Genomic DNA, 21,906 nt, shown 5'->3' on the forward strand with positions numbered 1-21,906 from the left:
AGGTGGCCAAGCTGGCCAACCCCGCCGCCCCGGCGGACGCCATTCCCGTGGTGGACCCGCGCCTCCTCGTCCGCGAGCAGGGCCTGGCCGGCTACCTGAGCGAGTTCGGCCGCAAGATGAAGGCCGGCGACCTCGGATCCCTCCCGGTCGTGATCGGCCTGATCATCATCTGGGGCATCTTCCAGGGACTGAACTCGAACTTCCTGTCCCCGGAGAACCTCACCAACATCGCGATCACGATGGTGGCCACCGGCATGATGGCCGTGGGCATCATCTTCGTGCTGCTGCTCGGCGAGATCGACCTCTCGGTCGGCTCGGTCAGCGGTGTCTCGGGTGCGATCGTCGCCGTCCTCGCCGTCACCCACGGGGTCAACGAGTGGGTGGCGATCCTGCTCGCCATCGGCGGCGGCGCCCTGATCGGGGCCATCCACGGCTTCTTCTTCGCCAAGATCGGCGCGCCGGCCTTCGCGGTCACCCTGTCGGGCCTGCTGTTCTGGTCCGGAGCCATGCTGCAGATCCTCGGCAGCAACGGCACGATCAACCTCGACTCCGACGGCGTGGTGGGGCAGCTCACCACGTATTACTTCTCGGACGTGGCGGCGGGCTACGGCCTCGCGGCGGTCGCCGTGGTCGGATACTTCCTGGCGAGCTTCTACGACAACCGCCGCCGCCAGGCCGCGGGGGTCCCTTCCCGCCCGATGAGCGAGCTCGTGCTGCGCACCGGCCTGCTCGCTCTGTTCACCTTCGGCCCCGCCGCGGTGTTCAACCAGTACAAGGGCCTGCCCCTCGCGGTGGTGCTCTTCGTGGTGGTGCTGGTCGGAACGGACTTCGTCCTGCGCCGCACGACGTTCGGCCGCAACGTGTTCGCCCTCGGCGGCAGCGTCGAGGCGTCCCGCCGTGCGGGCATCAACGTCACCGGGATCCGCATCGCGGTCTTCGCCATCGCCGGTACCTTCGCGGCCATCGGCGGCCTGTTCTGGGCCTCCAAGATCGCGGCGGCCAACCAGAGCGCCGGCGCCGGCGACCTGCTGATGAACGTGATCGCGGCGGCCGTGATCGGCGGCACCAGCCTCTTCGGCGGCCGCGGCCGCACGTGGAACGCCCTCCTCGGTGTCATGGTGATCACCTCGATCCAGTACGGTCTGGCCCTTGAGGGAATCGCCACGCCGATCCAGTACATGATCACCGGTGCGGTGCTGCTGGCGACCGTGGTCATCGACTCGGTCACCCGCAAGACCCAGAAGACGGCCGGACGCGCCTGACACCGCGCCCGGTGCGGCAAGAGCGGTAGGAACGGTAAGAACGGTCACAGTGCCCGGTGCCACTCCGTGTGGCGCCGGGCACATGTGCGTGCGCCGGCACGGATGCCTTACGTACAGCTGTGTGGGTAAACGCCCGTATGTGATGTGTGACATCAGGGTGATGTGTACAGGTATCACAGAGCTGTGACCCGCCTACGGCAGCCCGATGACTTCGCTCGCCGACGGAACATTAGACTCGACAGACCAGCAAGCAACTGCAAGGAGGCACGGGTGCTGCTGACCCGCATCAAGGGACCGCGCGATCTGGACCGGCTCAGTCAGGAGGAGCTCACCCAGCTCGCCGCCGAGATCAGGTCCTTCCTCGTCGACGCCGTCTCCAAGACCGGCGGGCACCTCGGCCCCAACCTCGGTGTGGTCGAACTGACGATCGCCCTGCACCGGGTCTTCGAATCGCCCAAGGACAAGGTCCTCTTCGACACCGGCCACCAGGCCTACGTGCACAAGCTCCTCACGGGCCGCCAGGACTTCGGCGGCCTGCGCACCAAGGGCGGTCTGTCCGGCTACCCCTCGCGGGCCGAGTCCGAGCACGACGTGATCGAGAACTCGCACGCCTCCACGGTGCTGGGCTGGGCCGACGGCCTCGCCAAGGCCAACGAGGTCCTCGGCCGGGACGACCACCACGTCGCGGCCGTCATCGGCGACGGCGCGCTCACCGGCGGCATGGCCTGGGAGGCGCTGAACAACATCGCCGCCGCCAAGGACCGCCCGCTGGTGATCGTCGTCAACGACAACGAGCGCTCGTACGGCCCCACCATCGGCGGCCTCGCGAACCACCTGGCCACCCTGCGCACCACGGACGGCTACGAGCGCTTCCTGGCCCGCGGCAAGGAGATCCTGGAGCGCACCCCCGTCGTCGGGAAGCCTCTCTTCGAGACCCTGCACGGCGCCAAGAAGGGCCTCAAGGACTTCATCGCCCCCCAGGGCATGTTCGAGGACCTCGGCCTGAAGTACATCGGGCCCATCGACGGCCACGACATCGAGGCCCTGGAGTCCGCCCTGCAGCGCGCCAAGCGCTTCAGCGGCCCGGTCATCGTGCACTGCCTCACCCAGAAGGGCCGCGGCTACACCCCGGCACTGGAGCACGAGGCGGACCGCTTCCACGCGGTCGGCGTGATCCACCCGGACACCGGTCTGCCCGTCAAGACCGCCGCCGCCAGCTGGACCTCGGTCTTCGCCGACGAGATGGTCAAGCTCGGCCACGAGCGCCCCGACATCGTCGGCATCACCGCCGCCATGCTGCACCCGGTCGGCCTCAACAAGTTCGCCGAGGCCTTCCCGGACCGCATCTACGACGTCGGCATCGCCGAGCAGCACGGCGCGACCTCCGCGGCCGGCCTGGCCACGGGCGGGGTCCACCCCGTCTTCGCGGTGTACGCCACCTTCCTCAACCGCGCCTTCGACCAAGTCCTGATGGACGTGGCCCTGCACAAGTGCGGTGTCACCTTCGTCCTGGACCGCGCCGGTGTCACCGGTGACGACGGCGCCTCCCACAACGGCATGTGGGACATGTCGATCCTGCAGGTCGTGCCCGGCCTGCGGCTGGCCGCCCCGCGCGACGCGGAGCAGCTGCGCGCCCAGCTGCGCGAGGCCGTCGAGGTCAAGGACGCCCCGACCGTGGTCCGCTTCTCCAAGGGCGTCGTCGGCCCGGCCGTCCCGGCCGTCGGCCGCATCGGCGGCATGGACCTGCTGCGCGGGCCCGCCCCCGAGGTCACCCGGCCGGACGTACTGCTCGTCTCGGTCGGAGCCATGGCCCCGATGTGCCTGGAGATCGCCGACCTGCTCGACAAGCAGGGCATCTCCACGACCGTGGTCGACCCCCGCTGGGTCAAGCCGGTCGACGAGGCACTGGCCCCGCTCGCCGAGCGGCACCGGGTGGTCGTCACCGTCGAGGACAACGGCCGCGCCGGCGGTGTGGGCGCCGCCGTCTCGCAGGCGCTGCGCGACGCCGGTGTGGACGTACCGCTGCGCGACTTCGGCATCCCGCAGCGCTTCCTGGACCACGCCCTGCGCAAGGAGATCCTGGCGGAGATCGGCCTGACCGCTCCGGACATCGCGCGCCAGGTCACCGGTCTGGTGGCGAAGCTGGACGGGCGCTTCGACAGCGAGCCGGCCGCCGCGGTCGACTAGGCCGGCGACTAGGCCAGAGGGCCGAGGCGCGGTTGCACGTCACGGGCCGGGAGATCACCCTGAAGGAGGTGGGCCTCCCGGCCCTTTCGCGTGCGTCCCCGTACGGAGGTACGTCGGTGAGTACGGATCTCAACAGTCCCTTCCGCACCAAGACGGTGGAACAGTCCATCCGGGACACCGAGGAGCCGGAACACGCGCTCCGCAAGTCCCTGTCCGCATGGGACCTGACCGTCTTCGGCGTCGGCGTCATCATCGGCACCGGCATTTTCGTCCTCACGGGCATCGCAGCCCGGAACAACGCCGGACCCGCCACCGCCCTCGCCTTCGTGGCGTCCGGCATCGTCTGCGCCCTCGCGGCGCTCTGCTACGCCGAGTTCGCGTCCACCGTGCCGGTGGCCGGCTCGGCGTACACCTTCTCGTACGCCTCGATCGGTGAACTGCCCGCCTGGATCATCGGATGGGACCTGGTGCTCGAATTCGCGCTCGGCACCGCCGTCGTGGCGGTCGGCTGGTCCGGGTACGTGCGCCACCTCATGCACACCAACCTCGGCTGGGACCTGCCCGTCGCGCTGGCCGGGCCCGACGCGGGGGGAACCTTCGACCTGCTGGCCTTCCTGCTGGTCCTGGTCCTCACCGCGATCCTGGTCGTCGGGACGAAGCTCTCGGCCCGGATCACCGCGATCGTCGTCGCCATCAAGGTCACCGTCGTGCTGCTGGTCATCATCGCGGGCCTGTTCTTCATCAAGGCGGACCACTACTCGCCGTTCATCCCTCCGGCCGAGCCGCAACCCGCGGGCAGCGGCCTGAAGGCGCCGCTGGTCCAGGTGCTCTTCGGCTACGAACCCACCAACTTCGGCGTCATGGGCATCTTCACCGCGGCCTCTCTCGTCTTCTTCGCCTTCATCGGCTTCGACGTCGTGGCCACCGCGGCCGAGGAGACCAAGAACCCCCAGCGGGACATGCCGCGCGGCATCCTCGGCTCGCTCCTCATCTGCACGGTGCTCTACGTGGCGGTGACGCTGGTGGTCACCGGCATGCAGGACTACCGGCAGATGTCGGCGAGCGCCCCGCTCGCCGAAGCCTTCAAGTCGGTGGACCAGCCCTTCTTCGCCGGCGCCATCAGCCTCGGTGCGGCCGTCGGCCTGATCACCGTGTGCATGATCCTGCTGCTCGGCCAGACCCGGGTGTTCTTCGCGATGAGCCGTGACGGACTGCTGCCGCGCGTCTTCTCCGTCACCCACCCGAAGTACCGCACCCCTTACAGGGCGACCGTCCTGCTGGGTGTGCTCATCGCCGTCGTCGCCGGCTTCACCAGCCTTGAGAAGCTCGCGGAACTGGTGAACATCGGCACCCTGTTCGCCTTCGTGGTGGTGGCCCTCGGCGTGATCGTCCTGCGCCGGACCCGCCCCGATCTCCACCGGTCCTTCCGCACCCCGTGGGTGCCGGTGATCCCAATCCTGTCGATCGCGGCCTCGATGTGGCTGATGCTCAACCTGCCGACGGAGACCTGGATCCGCTTCGGGATCTGGATGGTGATCGGCTTCTTCGTCTACTTCCTGTACGGACGCCGCAACAGCCGCCTGCACAAGGTCGGGCGCGGCGCGGAGTTCTGAGGGAGCTTTGAATCAGCCCTTGGCGGGTGACTTCTTCGCCTCGGCCGGGATCTTCTGGTCGGTGCGCAGAGCCTCCCACAGCAGGCCCGCCTGGGGCTGTGCGACGACGACACGGTTCGGGTCGACCTTGTCGTAGGCCACCGGCAGCATGATCGTTTCCATGGTGTCCGGGTCCACGCCCTTCATGCTCTGGGCGAAGTCGGCCAGGGCGGTCAGCGAGCCCAGGTCGGAGTCGGTGGTCAACGACTTGGTGCCGGCGTCCGCGAGCTTGTAGAGCCGGGCGGGGTTGCCGAGGGCGTCCTGCCTCTTGATCTCCGACAGCATGGCCATCATGAACTGCTGCTGGAGGCCTATGCGCCCCAGGTCGCTGCCGTCGCCGTAGCCGTAGCGGGTGCGGACGAACTTCAGCGAGTCGGTGCCGTTCAGCCGGTGCGTGCCCGCGTCCAGCTTGAGGCCGCCCTTCGCGCCGCTCATCGGCTTGTCCAGGGTGACGGTGACCCCGCCCAGGGCGTCCACCAGCCCCTTGAACCCGGCGAAGTCCACTTCCACGAAGTGGTCCACGCGGATCCCCGACATCTCCTCCACGGTCTTGACCACGCAGGCGGGGCCGGCGAGGGAGTAGACCGAGTTGAACATGACCCGGTTGGCGGGCTTGACCGTGTTGCCCTCGCCGTCCTTGCACTCGGGCCGGTTGATCAGGGTGTCGCGCGGGATGCTGACCGCGGTGGCCCTGGCCCGGCCCTCGGGTATGTGCACCAGCATCGCGGTGTCCGAGCGGGCGCCGCTGACGTCGCCGTGGTCGAGGTCCCCGTTCGCCCCGGCCCGCGAGTCGGAGCCGAGCACCAGGACGTTCTGGGCGCCCGCGACGACCTTCTTCGGCCGGTTGTCCCCGATGGCCTGGTCGAGGTCGACGCTGTCGATGTTGCCGTTGAGGTGGCTGTACGTCCACCAGCCGACGCCGCCGACGGCCAGGATGAGGACCGCCGTCGTCAGCAGCACGATGCGCAGGACTCGCCTGCCGCCGCGCCTCGGCTTGCGCCGGGACGAAGGGGAAGAGGCCGAGGGGCGGTCGGTCATGGAGGCAGGGCCCTTCTATTATCGATGGGGTGCATCATAAGACACACTTTCGAGTGGCTGATTCTTATGGGTGCAGAGCCCTGTCGCTCGCACAGTGGACATACTCGGCAGAAGGGTGGACAGCGGCGTGATCCGAGGCAAAGGCGTTGGCCGGGCTGCCTCTTCGGCCCGCGGCGCCGAGGCCGGCGCCCTGCCCGGAGCCGGCGCCCCGCCCCTTGCGCCCCCGGCCGGAAACTGGCTGTTCGCCGGAGCCGACGGGCGTCTGAGCGCCTACGCCAGCGGCCCGCACGGCCTTCTGCGTTGGACCGAGGCCGCCGCCCCCCACACCGGCTGGACCGGCCCCGAGGCCCTCGACGTGCCTGGTTGGACGGGGTCCGTCTCCATGGCGCAGAGCCGCGAGGGATATGTCCACTTCGTCGCCCTCAGGGCCGCTGCGCACGGCTCCGGCAGCCCCGAGGTCATCGTGTCCACCCAGTTCCAGCCGGGCCGCGGCATCTACGACTGGCACAGCCTCGGCACCCCCGGCCTGCGCGGCGGCCCCCCGGACGACGCCCTGGCCGGTCCCCCGCGCATCGCCGTCAACCAGCGCTCCGGCTCCACGCACGTCATCGTCTCCCTGCGCCACGGTGGCATCCTGCGGCGCAGCCGCAACGCCGAGGGCGTCTGGGGCGGGTGGAAGCTGGTCTCGCCCGAGCCCTACCGCGGTGACGCGACCCCGCTGATGGCCGTCGGCGGGCCGCTGGAGCTGCTCGCCCTCGGGCCGGCCGGAGCCGACCGCTGGGTGGGTGTCAGCCAGGGCCGCTTCCAGCTCGCCGACCGCATCCCCACGCCCGTCGTCCCGGGAACCCCGGTCCTGTACGAGACGGGCCCGCGCAGGGTGACGTACTTCTGGCGGTACCCCGGCGACGGCTCGCTCGTCGCCTGGCGCGCGGCCCAGGGCGGTGTCCAGAGCGGCCTGATGAGTCTGGGCGGCGCCGGGGGCCAGGGGGCGCCAGGTGTCGTCAGGGCCGTCATCGGCGGCTACGACTGCACCGTGCTCGCCCAGATCGGTGCGGAGGGCGACGTCGAACTCACGGCCTACGTCACCGAGAACGAGGGGTACGGCGCGTGGTGGGCCTCCCTCGGCGGCCACGGCGCCTACGCCCCGCAGGTCGCCGTCGACGCGGCCGGACGTCTCGTCGTCGCCGCCTTCGACGCCGACGGCACCCTCATCTGCGCCCGCCAGGACGCCACCCAGCCGGGGCTGGTCTTCGGCCCCTGGGACGCCGCCGCCTGAGGCGGGCAGCGGCGTCGGGCGCAGGCTGCGGCCGGCGGGCGGTCAGGCGTGCCGCGGCAGCGGCGTGCGCTGGGACACCTCGATGGTGAGGCCGCCGGACTCCGTGTAGTACGGGGTGGCCGCCAGCTCCATGCCCTGCGCACCGGGCGCGGCCGCGATCCGCACCGGCATCCGGGCGGTCGTGTCGAGATCGGCGGAGCGCCGCGGGCCGAGCCGCACCTCCTGCGTCACGCCCTCGAAGCCGACCGCGAGGTGGAGGTCCCAGGTGCCCGGGGGAAGGGGCCAGCCACTGGAGGTCTGCGCGAGGTTGACCCGGGAGGAGAAGCGGCCCATCGCCCGGGGCCTGCCCTTGGCGTTGGTCAGGGTGTCGTCCCGGCGGGCCGTCACCGAGTAGCTCTCCTGCGCGCCGCTCGTGCGCTCCCGCAGCACCACGCGGGTGGCGCGGTCCTTCGTCGACAGCTGCTCGAAGAAGGCGAAGCCCTCCAGCAGCAGCATCGGCCCGTCCCAGCGGGCCTTCTCCAGCTGGTGGGTCACCGTCATGTCACCGGTGATGTCGAACAACTCGTCCGGCAGGGCGACCTGCGGGTCGCGGAAGAACGGCAGTGTCGTGAACACCCGGCCGTTCTCCACCGTCTTGCGGACGGCCGGCCGGTCCTTGTCCGCCTCGAAGGCGGCCATCCGCTGCGCCTCGGCGAACCGGCCCTGCGCGAGCAGGGCGTACCGCACGGCCACCATCCGGGGCAGCAGGGCCAGCGCCCCCGGCGAGGCCTGGGTGCGCAGCACCTCGGCCGCGCCCCACAGGGCCTGGTCGCGCTCCGCCGCGTCCGCGGCGGACAGCAGGGCGGCCTCGGTCGCCTTGCCGAGCTCCACCTCCAGGTGGCGGGACTGCAGCTTGTCCCGGCGCGGGCCCTCGGGCAGCTGCGAGGCGATCACGCCCAGCATCCGGGAGGCGAGGGCGACCCGGTCCGGCAGCGTCGCGCGCTCCGCCGGCGGGGCGCCCTTGACCACGCAGGTCGCGTCGCCGACGACGGAGACGTTGTCCGCCCCGATGAAGGCGGCGGCGGTGAACGCCTGGTCGTCGCCGATCGGCATGTCGGTCGGGAAGCTCAGCCCCCGGCGCTGCAGCATGCTGGTGCGGAACAGCTTGTCCGGCGTCAGCGACCAGTAGACCCGCGAGGCGTACACATCGGCATAGGCCTGGTTCTTGCGGAACATCGAGGTCGCGACCGCATGCCGGCCCGCGCTCTCCAGCTTCCCGAGCACGACGTCGGCCTCGTGGGTGTCGGCGGCCGTGACCATCCTCTCCAGCGCGTCGGGCGCCAGCCGGTCCGTGGCCTCCAGGAAGATGACGTACCGTCCGCGCACCTGGCTCAGCGCCCAGTTGCGGGCCGCCGCCGGGCTGAGCCCGTGGGACACCTGGCCCGCGCGGACGAACGAGGGGTACTGGTGCGCCGCACGGGCCAGTACGGACCCGCTCTCGTCGGTCGAGCCGTCGTCGACACCGATGATCTCCAGCCGGTCCGTGCCGATGGACTGCACGAGGACGGAGGCCAGACAGGCGTCGAGCGCGGCGGCCTGGTTGCAGACCCGGACGGCGACCGTGACGTCCTTGACGTCGGTGGCGCCGACGACGGCGGTGTTCATGATCTCGGGATCCTCATCGGTTCTGCGGGGCGGCGGGGCGGGGCCACGGCATCTCCCCGGTGAGCTCGGGCCATTGCCAGGGGCGCGGCGCGCTGTCCGCGGGATGCTGCGGGAAGGCGCCCGGGATGTGTTCCAGGGAGCCCACGAAGACGTTCACGTGCGAGGTCAGCTTGGCGGACGCCGCCGTGCCCACGGTGTAGGTGAACCGGTCGTAGCCGGTGAAGCCGGGGGCGGGCGCGTAGGTGGCCCAGCCGTCCTGCGACAGCTCCGCCCGGCCGCTCTTCGGCTGAGTCACGGAGATCGCGGTGCTTCCCGCCGGGGCCCCCGACAGCACGTTCACCGTGCCCGGCCGGCCCGGTTCGGTCGCGATCCGCAGGCCGCGGGCCGTGGGCGGCCGCAGCGGCAGGGGTTCGGCGGCGAGTCTGCCCGTGCGCACGAGCTTGCGGCCGGACGCGTCCGGGATGCCCACGAGGATCCGGGGGCGGATGCTGCGGGCGGTGGCCGAGTCGCCGACGCGCAGGTGCAGGACCCCCGTCGTCTGCTCCCCGGCGTCCGCGCGGACCCGGAACCAGCGCTGCCCGGGGAAGTACTCCAGCCCCTGCACGCCGACGATCTCGCCGACGGCGGTCAGCGGTTCCTCCGTCAGGTACGCGCAGCCGCGCGAGGCGCCCTGATCGGGAGCCACGGACAGGCCGAACTGGACGGTCTCGCCCGGGGACGCGCCGCGCCGCGGGTCGGCCGAGCTGTACAGGGCTGCGTAGACGGTGCCGAGCGAAGGGGTGTCGCCGACGGCCTGTCCCCGGCGGAGGAGGTTCACGCGGTGGACTCCTTGCGTACTGCGGGCTCGGACACCCGGGACTTCGTACGGTGCGCGAACGTGTCCTCGTCCAGCCAGCCCATCTCCTCGTAGGAGAACCGGCGGCGGTCGAGGTCGCGGACCCAGTGGGAGGGGATGACGCCCTGCTCGGCCAGGCTCCGGGCGACGAACCGGGCGCACTCGACCGCGCCCTCCGCCCGCAGGTGCACGTTGTCCCCGTCCTGGACGTTCGCCAGGAGCGGCTCGCCCGGCCGCAGATACGTGAAGACGAGCTTGGACGACTCCGGCCCGAGCTCCTCCCACCACTGAAGGCTCTGGCCGTACAGGTCGACGACGGGGACGTGCTCGTCCTCGGCCAGCTGCCGGGCGGCGAGCGGGTAGTCGCCCAGGAAACGGGCGACGTTGCCGTGGGCGTCCATGCGGCGCCGCTCGTACGGCAGCAGGATCACCGGGTGGGCCTGCCGCTCCCGCGCCCCGTGCACGAAGGCGGCCATGTGCTCCTGGAAGGTGGAGAACGGCTTGGTGTGCAGGCCGGGGTCGGTCTTCCAGTCGATCTGGCCGAAGCCGAACAGCAGGTAGTCGCCGGGCTCCAGTTGGTCGAGGATCCACTGGAGCCGCCCGCGCTCGCGGAAACTCTTCGAGCTCGCACGGGCGCGGGCGCAGTTGACCACCTCGACCGCGTCGGTGAGGAAGAGCGGCAGCGTCTGCGCCCAGCCCGCCATCGGCAGGTAGCTGTACGGCCGGGTGACCGCCTCGGAGTCGCCCGCCACGAAGATCCTCCGCGGCCGGTGCTGCTGCTGCCCGGGTGCGTACGTCACGCCTAGACCCCCTGGTCCTCCGTGGTCTGGATCAGCACGGACGCCAGGGCCGCCTCGAAGCCGGAGCGCTGCGCCGGCGTCGTGGTCGGGTCCTGCTTGCGCACGTCGATCACGTGTCCGGTCATCTCCGAGACGAGGACGTCCAGGGAGGTCAGGGCCACCGACTCGGAGGTCAGCAGCGAAGAGGAGGGCTCCTGGCCGAACGCCTTGGTGCGCATCGGGGTCGCGGTCCGCTCCGGGTTGACGCAGTTGACCCGGATGCCGTCCTCGGCCCACTCGTCGGCCAGCGCCTGCGTCAGGTTGACCATGGCGGCCTTGGTCGAGGAGTACAGGCTGTACTCGGCGCGTCCGCGGGTGTAGCTGCTGGAGGTGAACAGCAGCAGCTGGCCCCGGGTCTCGCTCAGGTACTTGTACGAGGTCCGGGCGATGTTCACGGGAGCGAGGTAGTTGACCTCCAGCGCCTCCCGGATCGTGTCGTTGTCGGTCTCGTCGAGGCGGCCGACGCGCAGCACGCCCGCGGTGTTGACGACGTAGTCGATCCGGCCGGTCTCGGCGTAGGCCCGGGCGAGGGCCTCCTCGACGTGGTCGAGGTTCTCCACGTGCGTACCGGTCGAGGTGCGGCCCAGGGCGAAGACGCGGGCCCCGAAGCCCTCGGCGATGCGCGAGATGTCGGCGCCGATGCCGTACGAGCCGCCGAAGACCACCATCGTCTTGCCGGCCAGCTGCTCCCGGTAGGCCTGCTCGCCGGCCTGTGCGGGCGCGGCGTGGGAGGCGAGCTGGAACAGCTTGTCGGCGATGAACACGTCGACCGGCTGGGTGACCTTCATGTTGTAGTCGTCGCCGGTGACCACGTGGACCGGGACGTCGGGCAGGTACTTGACGACCACCGAGCAGTCGTCGGTGGCCTGGAAGAACGGGTCCGCGGCCGCCCGGTCGTAGGCGGCGCGGATGGTGGACAGGCGGAAGCCCTGCGGGGTCTGGCCGCGGCGCAGCCGGGAGCGGTCGGGCACCTCGGTGATGAACTCGCCGTCGTCCCCGTGGGTGCGGGTCACGATGACGGTGTCGGAGGACGGGATGGCGACGTCGACGGCCTGGTAGCGCTCCAGGGACTCCACGCATTCGCGGACGACGCGCTGCGAGAGCAGCGGGCGTACCGCGTCGTGGAAGAGGAGGTTGCAGTCCTCCCCCTCGGCGAGGCCCGAGGCCGCGGCGCTGATGGCGATCCGGGTGGTCTCGCTGCGGGTGGAGCCGCCCGCGAGGACCTGTGTGACCTTGCCCAGGTGGGCCCGCTCGACGATGCGCCGCGCGTCCTCCACGTAGGCGGGCGTCATGAGGAGGATCACCTCGTCGACGTCCGGGGCGTTCTCGAAGATGTGCAGCGTGTGTTCCAGGATCGGCTTGCCGGCGATCTTGATGAGCTGCTTGGGGATTTGGAGCCCGATGCGCTGACCGGTGCCCCCGGCGAGAACGACGGCGATGGTGCGACGGGGGGCAGGTCTGGAGGACACGGACTCCTACTTCCTGGGGTGGGGATGCGGCACGGCGGTGGACGGCGGGGTGGGGACGGTGCGACGCGGTCACACGGAGTGGGGGATCGGCTCCGGGTATTCGATGGGGAAGTCGCGCAGCCCCCGCCGGTAGAGGTTGTTCGCGGCCGCGTTGAAGCGGACGATGCTGGGCGGGTACTCCTCGCCGAGGAGGTATTCCTTGAGCTGCTCGCGGTACGGCGCCATCACGTCCTCGCGCGGGTTCAGCGTCGCCTCGATGGCCTCCGCCAGACCGTTGCAGTCGCCGTCGAGCAGGTAGGAGGCGTACGCCGTCCGCTGCTCGTTGCGGAACTGGTCGTCCGGCAGCCCGTCGAGGTTGAAGATGGCGTACGGCTTCAGCGTCGCGACGAAGTCGGAGACGACGCTGGACATGTCGCCGATGAGCAGGTCGGACTGGTTGAAGCAGTCGTAGAGGGCCGGGATCCGGTCGGTCACCACGTGGTGCGCGGAGTCGGGTACGGCGCTCCAGTACAGGGCGCCGGCCTGGTTGCGGCTGCGCCGGATGCGCGCGGTCCGCTCCTCCTCCGTGAGGTCCGGGTACTTGGACCTCACGCCGCGCTCGGAGAGCTCGGCGATGCGCTTGTCGATTCGCGCGAGCTTCTTGGCGGCGGCCTTGGAGTCGGTGAGGTTGCGGCCGAAACGCCGCGCGTTGTCCTCTTCCAGGAGGGCGATGACGCGGCGGTGGGCGGCGGCGGCCTCGGCGGAGCGCGAGCCGGTGAGCGGGTGCGGTTTGTAGATGATGCGGATCTCGCGCTCGTAGTCCAGCAGCGCCTTGATCAGTTTTTCGCCGGCCGGGATGACCGAGGTGTAGCAGGCGTCGTCGGTCCAGCCCTCCCAGGTGGGGGCGTAGATGACGGTGGGGATGGGGCCCGCGACCTTTCCGGTCCAGCGGTGCAGGGACATCAGCTGGGGGCGGCCGACCTCGACGATCTGGTGGTGCGAGACGGCGTGCTTGATGCGCTCGTAGCGGTCGCGGCCGGCCCGGCCGGCCACCCAGATCTCGTCGAACACCTTGCTGACGCGGTTGCTGCTGGCGAGTTTGTCGCTGTCGCCGTGGCCGATGAACACGTGCTTGACCTCGGCACGCTGGAGCATGTGCACGTTTTTGCCCGCATTGCCCGGGTAAAGGGCGACGCGCAGTTCCGGCATTTCGATACGCGCCAGATTGTCTGCTTTGGGAATGCAGATGACGGGCACGGACGTCGCGTCCAGGTAGCGCAGGGTGGCCCGCTCGCGCAGCACGATGATGGGCCGCAGTTCGAGCGCCTCCAGCGACTCCAGCCACATGTTGACCTGGTACATGAAGTCTTTGGAGATGGCCGCGAAGGTGAAGTAGAGCGCGACCTGGGGGCGGTATTCGGCCAGCTGGTGGTTGAGCTCGTCGATGGCCTCGTCGGTGGTGGGCAGCTTCAGCGCGTTGCGCGCGTCGGGCACCAGCACCAGCAGGGAGAAGTAGGCGAGGAAGACGGTGGTGATCATGCCGTACGTGACGTAGCGCCAGTCGTCCGTCGCGATGGTGGCGAGGGATCCGGCCACCAGCGGGATGTCCAGGTGCAGCGTCTTGCGGACGTGCTTGTTCATCAGGAACGGGTGCGGCATGCGGCGGATGCCGAGTGCCTCAAGGTCCAGCCCGCGCGTGGTGAACGGCAGCTCGTTGCGCATCTTGCGGACGTGCTTGAGCAGCGCGCCGTACGCGAGCTGGAGGATGAACAGCAGGAGCAGGCCGATGGTGGTCATCTGGGCCACGAACGACTCGATGTCCGAAACCGCACCGCACAGGCCCAGCAGTAGGAACTGGCGGATCAGGAAGCGCATGGTGAGGCCGAAGCGCGAATCGCGCAGCCGCTCCAGGGTCGTCGACTCGGTGTTGTGGAGCATCAGGTCGGCGATGTAGCTGAGGGCGGCGCAGCCCGCGAACAGGGGGAGGGAGACGAACGCGACGGCGACCAGCATGCCCAGGAAGCTGAGGATGAGCCCAGAGGTGATCAGAACGCCGAGCACGGCGCGCAGCCGCTTGGAGCCCATGGTGCGGTGCCTCCCCTGTGGAGGTATAAGAATCCCGTGAAGTGTCGCAGTAGTATAAGCAGCCTTGTGGACGGCTCTAGAACGCCGGGTGAACCGCGGGCCAATGATTAACGGCTTCGTAGCACGGAATATGTGACCTTCGCCGCTCCGTCTCCGGAGCTCTCAGCCGGTGTACTGATACAGCGCCAGCTCGCGCCGGTCCTTCGCCTTCACGGAAAATCCGACGCACAAAGCAGCCCGTGACCCGACCCGCCTGACCGCGATTCCCTCCGGCTCCCGGAAGGGCAGATCCGGTGCGACCGTCACGCGGTGGCGCCCCTGCGCCTCCCCGGTCCGCACGTCAATCACGGTGATATAGGTATTTCCGCCGGACTTCGGCGGGTTGTCCCCGTTCTTACCGGTATACGGACCACCGGTCAGTACGTAGACGTGGTCCCCGTACAGGGCGCAACCCTGGAACCACTCCTCTTCCTTGACCTGTACGCCGGCCTTGACGACCTGTGCGGCGCCGAAGCGCCCGGCCAGGAAGTCCTGCATTCCGTATACGGCGAACCGGTGCACGCCCTCCTCCTCGCGGCTGACCAGCACCCGCTCACCGGCCAGGTCGAGCGCGGGGGAGACGCCGGAGGCGCCGGGGAGCGGCTCGAAATGCCGGACCGAGGGGTCGGAACTGTCCAGGACCGCGCCGTCCTTGAACGGCACCCGGACCACCGAGCGGCCGTATCCGCTCGCGGCGTCCGCGTTCCCCTCCACCCATATGTACGTACGCTGGCCGGTCGGCTCGACCCCGAAGGAAATGCCGTGCCCGAAACCGCGCAGATACATATGCCCGAGCGTTTCACCGGAACTGCTCAGCCGGGTCAGGCACATATCGCCGGCGTCCTTGCGGTCGCCCGCACTCACCGGCTCTTCCTCGTCGTCGAGCCGGATACCGCCCTGCACCGTCTGCAGCGTGTAGACCTGCCCGTTCGTGTCGTCGAACGCGAACGACTGCGGTCCCGTCGTATTGAAGAGCGGCGTCGAGGCCAGCAGTCGCGTGCCGGTCCGCATGTCGAAGTCGCCGGCCATCGGCTGGGTGCTGTCCGGCTCGCGAGGGCCGTCCTGCTCCGCGGAACCCGGCCGCAGGGCCCAGGTCAGCCCGCCGGTGGTGGTGAGCCCGGCGGCCACCGCGCCGCCCGCGAACAGCAGGGTGCGGCGGCTGAAAGGTCTCTTGCCATCCGCCATGCACCGTATTCTGCCAGCTTGGACGGGCTGCCCCGCGGCCGCCCCCGGGAACGGCGGAAGCCCGCCCCCGAGGGGGACGGGCTTCCGCGGCGCACCGCCGACTAGGCGGGGACGCTGGCCACACCGGGAGCGAGGAACTTCTTTCCGTTCACCCGCTCCGAGACGCCCTCACGGTCCAGGTACGGCGTGATGCCGCCCAGGTGGAAGGGCCAGCCGGCGCCCGTGATGAGGCAGAGGTCGATGTCCTGGGCCTCGGCCACGACACCCTCCTCCAGCATCAGGCCGATTTCCTGCGCCACCGCGTCCAGGACGCGGTCGCGGACCTGCTGCTCGGTCAGGACGCTGTCGCCCTGCACCAGGAGCGCGGCGACCTCGGGGTCCAGCTCGGGCTTGCCCGAATCGTAGACGTAGAAGCCGCGCTTCCCGGCCTTGACGACGGCCGCCAGGTTCGCGGAGACCGTGAAGCGCTCCGGGAAGGCGCGGTTCAGGGTCTCGGACACGTGCAGGCCGATCGCCGGGCCGACGAGCTCCAGCAGCACCAGCGGGGACATCGGCAGACCGAGCGGCTCGATGGCCTTCTCCGCGGTCTCGACCGGGGTGCCCTCGTCGATGACGTTCTGGATCTCGCCCATGAAGCGGGTCAGGATGCGGTTCACGACGAACGCCGGGGCGTCCTTCGTGAGGACCGCGGTCTTCTTCAGCTTCTTGGCGACACCGAACGCCGTGGCCAGCGAGGCGTCGTCGGTCTGCTCACCGCGGACGATCTCCAGCAGCGGGAGGATCGCGACCGGGTTGAAGAAGTGGAAGCCGACCACGCGCTCAGGGTGCTGGAGCTTCGAGGCCATCTCCGACACCGACAGCGAGGAGGTGTTGGTGGCGAGGATCGCGTGCGCCGGAGCGACCGCCTCGACCTCCGCGAACACCTTCTGCTTGACGGACATCTCCTCGAACACGGCCTCGATGATGAAGTCCGCGTCCGCGAAGCCCTCGGCCTTGTCGAGCACACCGCTCACCAGGGCGGTCAGGCGGTTGGCCTTGTCCTGGTTGATGCGGCCCTTGCCGAGCAGCTTCTGGATCTCGGCGTGGACGTAGCCCACACCCTTGTCCACGCGCTCCTGGTCGATGTCGGTGAGGACCACCGGCACCTCCAGGCGCCGCAGGAACAGCAGCGCCAGCTGCGAGGCCATCAGGCCCGCGCCGACGACGCCGACCTTGGTGACCGGGCGGGCCAGGGACTTGTCCGGGGCGCCGGCCGGGCGCTTGCCGCGCTTCTGGACCAGGTTGAAGGCGTAGATGCCCGAGCGCAGTTCGCCGCCCATGATGAGGTCCGCGAGCGCGGTGTCCTCGGCGTCGAAGCCCTTCTGCAGGTCACCGTCCTTCGACGCCTCGATGATGTCGAGGGCGCGGTAGGCGGCCGGAGCCGCGCCGTGCACCTTGGAGTCCGCGATGAAGCGGCCGCGGGCGACCGCCGCGTCCCAGCCCTCGCCGCGGTCGACCTCGGCACGTACGACCTCGGTCTCGCCCTTGAGGACCTTCGCGGTCCACAGCAGCGACTGCTCCAGGAAGTCGGCGCCCTCGAACAGCGCGTCGGCGATGCCCAGGTCGAAGACCTGCTGCCCCTTGAGCTGCTTGTTCTGGTTCAGCGAGTTCTCGATGATCACCGAGACCGCGCGGTCCGCACCGATCAGGTTCGGCAGGATGGTGCAGCCGCCCCAGCCCGGAACCAGGCCGAGGAAGACCTCGGGCAGCGAGAAGGCCGGGATGGCCTTCGAGACGGTGCGGTAGGTGCAGTGCAGACCGACCTCGACACCGCCGCCCATCGCCGCGCCGTTGTAGTAGGCGAAGGTCGGAACGGCCAGGCCCGCAAGGCGCTTGAAGACGTCGTGGCCGCCCTTGCCGATGGCGAGCGCCTCGTCGTGCTTCTTCAGCAGCTCGACGCCCTTGAGGTCGGCGCCGACCGCGAAGATGAACGGCTTGCCGGTGATGCCCGCGCCGACGATGGAGCCGGCCAGGGCCTCCTGCTCGACCTGGTCGATCGCCGCGTTCAGGTTGGCGAGGGACTGCGGGCCGAAGGTGGTCGGCTTGGTGTGGTCGAAGCCGTTGTCCAGCGTGATGAGCGCGAAGCGCCCGGCGCCGAAGGGCAGGTCCAGGTGGCGGACGTGCGCCGAGGTCACGACCTCGTCCGGGAACAGCTCGGCCGCGCCCTTGAGGAGCTCAGTGGTGGTGCTCACTTGTCGTCTCCCTCGAAGTGCGGGTTCTCCCAGATGACCGTCGCGCCCATGCCGAAGCCGACGCACATGGTCGTCAGGCCGTAGCGGACGTGCGGCTGCTCCTCGAACTGGCGGGCCAGCTGCGTCATCAGGCGGACGCCGGAGGAGGCGAGCGGGTGGCCGAAGGCGATGGCGCCGCCGTACTGGTTCACCCGGGCGTCGTCGTCGGCGATGCCGTAGTGCTCCAGGAAGGCGAGGACCTGGACCGCGAAGGCCTCGTTGATCTCGAACAGGCCGATGTCGTCGATCGTCAGACCGGCCTGGGCGAGGGCCTTCTCGGTGGCCGGGATCGGGCCGTAACCCATGACCTCCGGCTCGACACCCGCGAAGGAGTACGAGACCAGGCGCATCTTGACCGGGAGGTTGTTCTCCCGGGCGAAGTCCTCGGACGCGATGATCGCGGCGGTGGCGCCGTCGTTGAGACCGGCGGCGTTGCCCGCGGTGACCCGGCCGTGCGTACGGAACGGGGTCTTCAGGTTCGCCAGGTTCTCCAGCGTGGTGCCCGGGCGCATCGGCTCGTCGGAGGTGACCAGGCCCCAGCCCGTCTCACCCGCCGCCTCGTTGGTGTTGCGCACCGAGATCGGCACCAGGTCCTGCTGGATCTTGCCGTCGGCGTACGCCTTGGCGGCCTTCTCCTGCGAGCGCACGGCGTACTCGTCGGCGCGGAGCTTGGTGATCGTCGGGTACCGGTCGTGCAGGTTCTCGGCGGTCATGCCCATGAAGAGGGCGGACTCGTCGACCAGCTTCTCGGAGACGAAGCGCGGGTTCGGGTCGACGCCCTCGCCCATGGGGTGGCGCCCCATGTGCTCGACACCGCCGGCGAGGGCGACGTCGTACGCACCGAAGGCCACGCCGCCGGCGACGGCGGTGACGGCGGTCAGCGCACCGGCGCACATGCGGTCGATCGAGTAGCCCGGGACGGACTGGGGGAGGCCCGCGAGGATGCCGGCCGTGCGGCCCAGCGTCAGACCCTGGTCGCCGATCTGCGTGGTCGCGGCGATGGCGACCTCGTCGATCTTCTTGGGGTCCAGGTCCGGGTTGCGGCGCAGCAGCTCCCGGATCGCCTTCACGACGAGGTCGTCGGCGCGGGTCTCGTGGTAGATGCCCTTCGGGCCCGCCTTGCCGAACGGGGTGCGGACGCCGTCGACGAAGACGACGTCCCTGACGGTACGAGGCACGTTGGCTCTCCTCCAGGTGCGGGATGGCACTGCTGCGCGTGGACGCCACTCACTGAGCGGGCGCTCACCTGGCCCATGCTACTTGCGGGTAACCCATGTGGACACCCTTCACGGCGGGAGCGGCGAAGGTCACACTGCCGCGGGGGTCCGCGACGGCTCCGGTCCCTCCCGTACGCGCCCGCCGGCGCTCGACCGCGCCGCGGCTCCGGCACGCAGAAGCCCCCGGCCGGCCGGGGGCTTCTGGGATGCGGGAGGGTCAGGCGGTGGCCCTGAGGGCCGTGGTCAGCGCAGCCGCCACCTGCTCGACCTGCCAGGGGCGGGCGCCGTAGCCGGCCAGGGCCTGGGCCACCGCGTCCTCCTCCAGCCGCTGCGGCGGCTCCCAGCACAGCCGGCGCACGGTGTCCGGGGTGATCAGGTTCTCCTGGGGCAGGTTCAGCTCCTCCGCCAGCGCCGACACCGCGGCGCGCGCCGCGGACAGCCGGGCCGCGGCGGCCGGGTCCTTGTCGGCCCACGAGCGCGGCGGGGGCGGCCCCGCCGGAGTGGCCCCCGGCTGCGGCAGCTGGCTCTCGGGCAGCGCCTTCGCCCGGTCCACCGCGGCCATCCACTGGTCCAGCTGGCGCCGCCCCATCCGCTGCCCGTAGCCGGGCAGGGCCGACAGCGCGTGCACGTTCGCCGGCAGCGCGAGCGCGGCCTCCACGATCGCCGCGTCCCCCAGCACCTTGCCGGGCGACACGTCACGGCGCTGCGCGATCCGGTCCCGCGACTCCCACAGCTCCCGTACGACCGCCATCTGCCGCCGGCGGCGCACCTTGTGCATACCGGAGGTACGGCGCCACGGGTCCTTGCGCGGCGGGGCGGGCGGGGCGGCCGCGATGGCGTCGAACTCCTGCCGGGCCCATTCCAGCTTGCCCTGCCGCTCCAACTCCTTCTCCAGCGCGTCGCGCAGGTCCACCAGGAGCTCCACGTCGAGCGCGGCGTAGCGCAGCCACGGCTCGGGAAGCGGGCGGGTCGACCAGTCGACCGCGGAGTGGCCCTTCTCCAGCGCGTAGCCGAGCACGCTCTCGACCATCGCGCCCAGTCCGACCCGCGGGAAGCCGGCGAGGCGGCCGGCCAGCTCGGTGTCGAACAGGGAGGTGGGCACCATGCCTATTTCGCGCAGGCACGGCAGGTCCTGGGTGGCGGCGTGCAGGATCCACTCGGTGCCGGACAGGGCCTCGCCCAGGGCGGAGAGGTCGGGGCAGCCCACCGGGTCGATCAGCGCGGACCCCGCGCCTTCGCGGCGCAGCTGCACCAGATAGGCGCGCTGGCCGTAGCGGTATCCGGAGGCGCGCTCGGCATCGACGGCCACGGGTCCGGTCCCCGCGGCGAAGGCCGCGACCACCCGGGCGAGGGCCTCCTCGTCGGCGACCACCGGGGGGATCCCCTCGCGGGGTTCGAGCAAGGGAATCGGCGCCTTCTCGACGTCGTCCGGGGGGCCGCCCCCGGTGGTGGTGCGCAGGTCTGCTGCGGTCTCTTGGGCGTCGGTCACCGCTCAAGGGTATCCGCCCGCGCGACCGCCTGACCTGCGCCTTCGTGCAACGGAGGGGTTGACCTGCGAAAACGTGCCTCAGTACGTCCGGGCGCAGCGCCGCGATCCCGCCATCGGGTGTCCTGTATGTGCTCTCACGGCCGGAAACCGGGGCATCGCACCCCTGCGTCGCACGCCTCAGCCGCACGCCCGCACGCGTCGCACAATGGAGCTGTACTCCGAAAGCCCGTGATCACCATGACACTCGACATCGAACGCGTGGCACAGTCCATCGCCCGCATGGACCGCGACGACCTCGCCAACCTGGCCGACGTGCTGCCGGCCCTGAAGTGGGACATCCCCGAGGGCGGCGACACCCGGGCCCAGACCGAGATCCTCCTCAGCCAGGTCGTCGAAGCCCAGGAAGCCTACGAGCGGGGCTGAGCCCCGGGCCGTCGCAGCGGCCCTCGCCGGGAACACCTCGCGCCCGTCGCCGGAACGTTCCGTCGACGGGCGCGCAGTGGACGTGCGGACGGCTCCCGGAAATCCTCCGGCCCTCGCCCGGCCGGCGGCTGCCGGCCAGGGTCAGTGGATGATCCCGGTACGCAGGGCGACGGCGACCATCCCGGCCCGGTCCCCGGTGCCCAGCTTGCGGGCGATCCGGGCGAGGTGGGACTTGACGGTCAGGGCGGACAGGCCCATCGAGACGCCGATGGCCTTGTTGGACTGGCCCTCGGCGACGAGACGCAGGACCTCGACCTCGCGGCCGGAGAGCTCGCGGTAGCCGCCCGGGTGGCTCGGGGCACCCGGGGGGCGGCGGTGCATACGGGCGGCGGCAGCGCCGATGGGGGCGGCGCCGGGCCGGGTGGGGAGCCCGATGTTGGTCCGCGTACCGGTGACGACGTAGCCCTTCACCCCGCCCGCGAGGGCGTTGCGCACGGCGCCGATGTCATCGGCCGCGGACAGGGCCAGGCCGTTCGGCCAGCCCGCGGCGCGGGTCTCGGAGAGCAGGGTGAGACCGGAACCGTCGGGCAGGTGTACGTCGGCCACGCAGATGTCGCGCGGGTTGCCGACGCGGGGGCGGGCCTCCGCGATGGACGAAGCCTCGATGACGTCGCGTACTCCGAGGGCCCACAGGTGGCGGGTCACGGTGGAACGAACGCGGGGGTCGGCCACGACAACCATGGCCGTCGGCTTGTTCGGGCGGTAGGCGACCAGGCTTGCGGGCTGCTCGAGGAGAACGGACACCTAGGCCTCCTGGGGGAGTGGCGGGACGGCCGGCTCGGGGAAGGAAGCCGGTGCGAACCGTGCGGATGGTCACTGACTCCTTCGGCACGTCACCCGCCCGGCTTTAGGGAATGATCACGATTTGGTGAGTAACAATTCGGGCAATTCGGACGGGTGATCGATCATCAGGTGATCAGAAGCCCGCACCGGGCGTCCGGTTCTGACCTGTCGTCA

At 70.5% G+C, this 21,906-nt stretch carries 16 protein-coding genes; 5 read left to right on the top strand and 11 right to left on the bottom strand.

Features of this window, described 5'->3' with window-relative positions:
• The first annotated feature begins 2 nt into the window (after positions 1 to 2).
• The 3 genes from AB0B01_RS04350 to AB0B01_RS04360 all read left to right on the top strand — a co-directional run bounded on the left by AB0B01_RS04350 (position 3) and on the right by AB0B01_RS04360 (position 5,062).
• The gene (locus AB0B01_RS04350; RefSeq protein WP_361712842.1) at positions 3 to 1,262 is read left to right on the top strand and encodes a sugar ABC transporter permease; all 1,260 of its coding nucleotides are present in this window, start codon (positions 3 to 5) and stop codon (positions 1,260 to 1,262) included.
• Positions 1,263 to 1,532: 270 nt separating this feature from the next.
• Positions 1,533 to 3,449, top strand: a complete 1,917-nt coding sequence (gene dxs, locus AB0B01_RS04355; RefSeq protein ID WP_361712740.1) for a 1-deoxy-D-xylulose-5-phosphate synthase — start codon at positions 1,533 to 1,535, stop codon at positions 3,447 to 3,449.
• Positions 3,450 to 3,565: 116 nt separating this feature from the next.
• Positions 3,566 to 5,062 carry an amino acid permease gene (locus tag AB0B01_RS04360; RefSeq protein WP_361712742.1) on the top strand — a complete coding sequence of 499 codons (1,497 nt, stop codon included), beginning with the start codon at positions 3,566 to 3,568 and terminating at the stop codon, positions 5,060 to 5,062.
• Positions 5,063 to 5,074: 12 nt separating this feature from the next.
• Here the strand turns inward: AB0B01_RS04360 and AB0B01_RS04365 are convergent, their stop codons facing one another.
• Positions 5,075 to 6,139 (bottom strand): LCP family protein, encoded by a 1,065-nt coding sequence (locus AB0B01_RS04365; protein WP_361712744.1) that lies wholly within the window; start codon positions 6,137 to 6,139, stop codon positions 5,075 to 5,077.
• Positions 6,140 to 6,266: 127 nt separating this feature from the next.
• Between AB0B01_RS04365 and AB0B01_RS04370 the strand changes: the two genes are divergently transcribed.
• Positions 6,267 to 7,415 carry a hypothetical protein gene (locus tag AB0B01_RS04370; RefSeq protein WP_361712746.1) on the top strand — a complete coding sequence of 383 codons (1,149 nt, stop codon included), beginning with the start codon at positions 6,267 to 6,269 and terminating at the stop codon, positions 7,413 to 7,415.
• A 42-nt stretch (positions 7,416 to 7,457) separates the two neighbouring features.
• On the opposite strand, the gene AB0B01_RS04375 is transcribed toward AB0B01_RS04370, so the two are convergent.
• From AB0B01_RS04375 to AB0B01_RS04415, 9 genes are all read right to left on the bottom strand, one after another.
• Positions 7,458 to 9,059 carry a glycosyltransferase family 2 protein gene (locus AB0B01_RS04375; RefSeq protein ID WP_361712748.1) on the bottom strand — a complete coding sequence of 534 codons (1,602 nt, stop codon included), beginning with the start codon at positions 9,057 to 9,059 and terminating at the stop codon, positions 7,458 to 7,460.
• Between the two features lie 13 nt (positions 9,060 to 9,072).
• Positions 9,073 to 9,876 (bottom strand): Ig-like domain-containing protein, encoded by an 804-nt coding sequence (locus tag AB0B01_RS04380; protein ID WP_361712750.1) that lies wholly within the window; start codon positions 9,874 to 9,876, stop codon positions 9,073 to 9,075.
• Positions 9,873 to 10,694 carry a rhamnogalacturonan acetylesterase gene (locus tag AB0B01_RS04385; RefSeq protein WP_361712752.1) on the bottom strand — a complete coding sequence of 274 codons (822 nt, stop codon included), beginning with the start codon at positions 10,692 to 10,694 and terminating at the stop codon, positions 9,873 to 9,875. The genes AB0B01_RS04380 and AB0B01_RS04385 overlap by 4 nt, the downstream gene beginning before the upstream one ends.
• A gap of 2 nt (positions 10,695 to 10,696) precedes the next feature.
• Entirely contained in the window at positions 10,697 to 12,202 is a 1,506-nt protein-coding gene (locus AB0B01_RS04390; RefSeq protein WP_361712754.1) for a bifunctional cytidylyltransferase/SDR family oxidoreductase, read from the bottom strand.
• A gap of 69 nt (positions 12,203 to 12,271) precedes the next feature.
• On the bottom strand, positions 12,272 to 14,266 hold the full coding sequence (locus tag AB0B01_RS04395; RefSeq protein WP_361712756.1) for a hypothetical protein: 1,995 nt from the start codon (positions 14,264 to 14,266) through the stop codon (positions 12,272 to 12,274).
• Positions 14,267 to 14,428: 162 nt separating this feature from the next.
• Positions 14,429 to 15,490, bottom strand: a complete 1,062-nt coding sequence (locus tag AB0B01_RS04400; protein WP_361712758.1) for a signaling protein — start codon at positions 15,488 to 15,490, stop codon at positions 14,429 to 14,431.
• Positions 15,491 to 15,591: 101 nt separating this feature from the next.
• Complete coding sequence (locus tag AB0B01_RS04405; RefSeq protein ID WP_361712760.1) at positions 15,592 to 17,721, bottom strand: 3-hydroxyacyl-CoA dehydrogenase NAD-binding domain-containing protein; 2,130 nt, start codon at positions 17,719 to 17,721, stop codon at positions 15,592 to 15,594.
• Positions 17,718 to 18,938: an acetyl-CoA C-acyltransferase gene (locus AB0B01_RS04410; RefSeq protein WP_361712762.1), complete on the bottom strand. Its 1,221-nt coding sequence runs from the start codon at positions 18,936 to 18,938 to the stop codon at positions 17,718 to 17,720. Before AB0B01_RS04410 ends, AB0B01_RS04405 begins: the two co-directional genes overlap by 4 nt.
• Before the next feature lie 256 nt (positions 18,939 to 19,194).
• A complete protein-coding gene (locus tag AB0B01_RS04415; RefSeq protein ID WP_361712764.1) occupies positions 19,195 to 20,466 on the bottom strand; it encodes a ribonuclease D in 1,272 nt (423 codons plus the stop codon).
• Between the two features lie 228 nt (positions 20,467 to 20,694).
• On the opposite strand from AB0B01_RS04415, the gene AB0B01_RS04420 reads away from it, so the two are divergent.
• Positions 20,695 to 20,889: a hypothetical protein gene (locus tag AB0B01_RS04420; protein WP_361712766.1), complete on the top strand. Its 195-nt coding sequence runs from the start codon at positions 20,695 to 20,697 to the stop codon at positions 20,887 to 20,889.
• Between the two features lie 141 nt (positions 20,890 to 21,030).
• Here the strand turns inward: AB0B01_RS04420 and AB0B01_RS04425 are convergent, their stop codons facing one another.
• A complete protein-coding gene (locus tag AB0B01_RS04425) occupies positions 21,031 to 21,693 on the bottom strand; it encodes a response regulator transcription factor (protein WP_356847010.1) in 663 nt (220 codons plus the stop codon).
• Positions 21,694 to 21,906: the final 213 nt, after the last annotated feature.

Origin of the sequence: Streptomyces sp. NPDC044571 (genome assembly GCF_040647115.1) — a bacterium.
GTDB lineage: Bacteria > Actinomycetota > Actinomycetes > Streptomycetales > Streptomycetaceae > Streptomyces.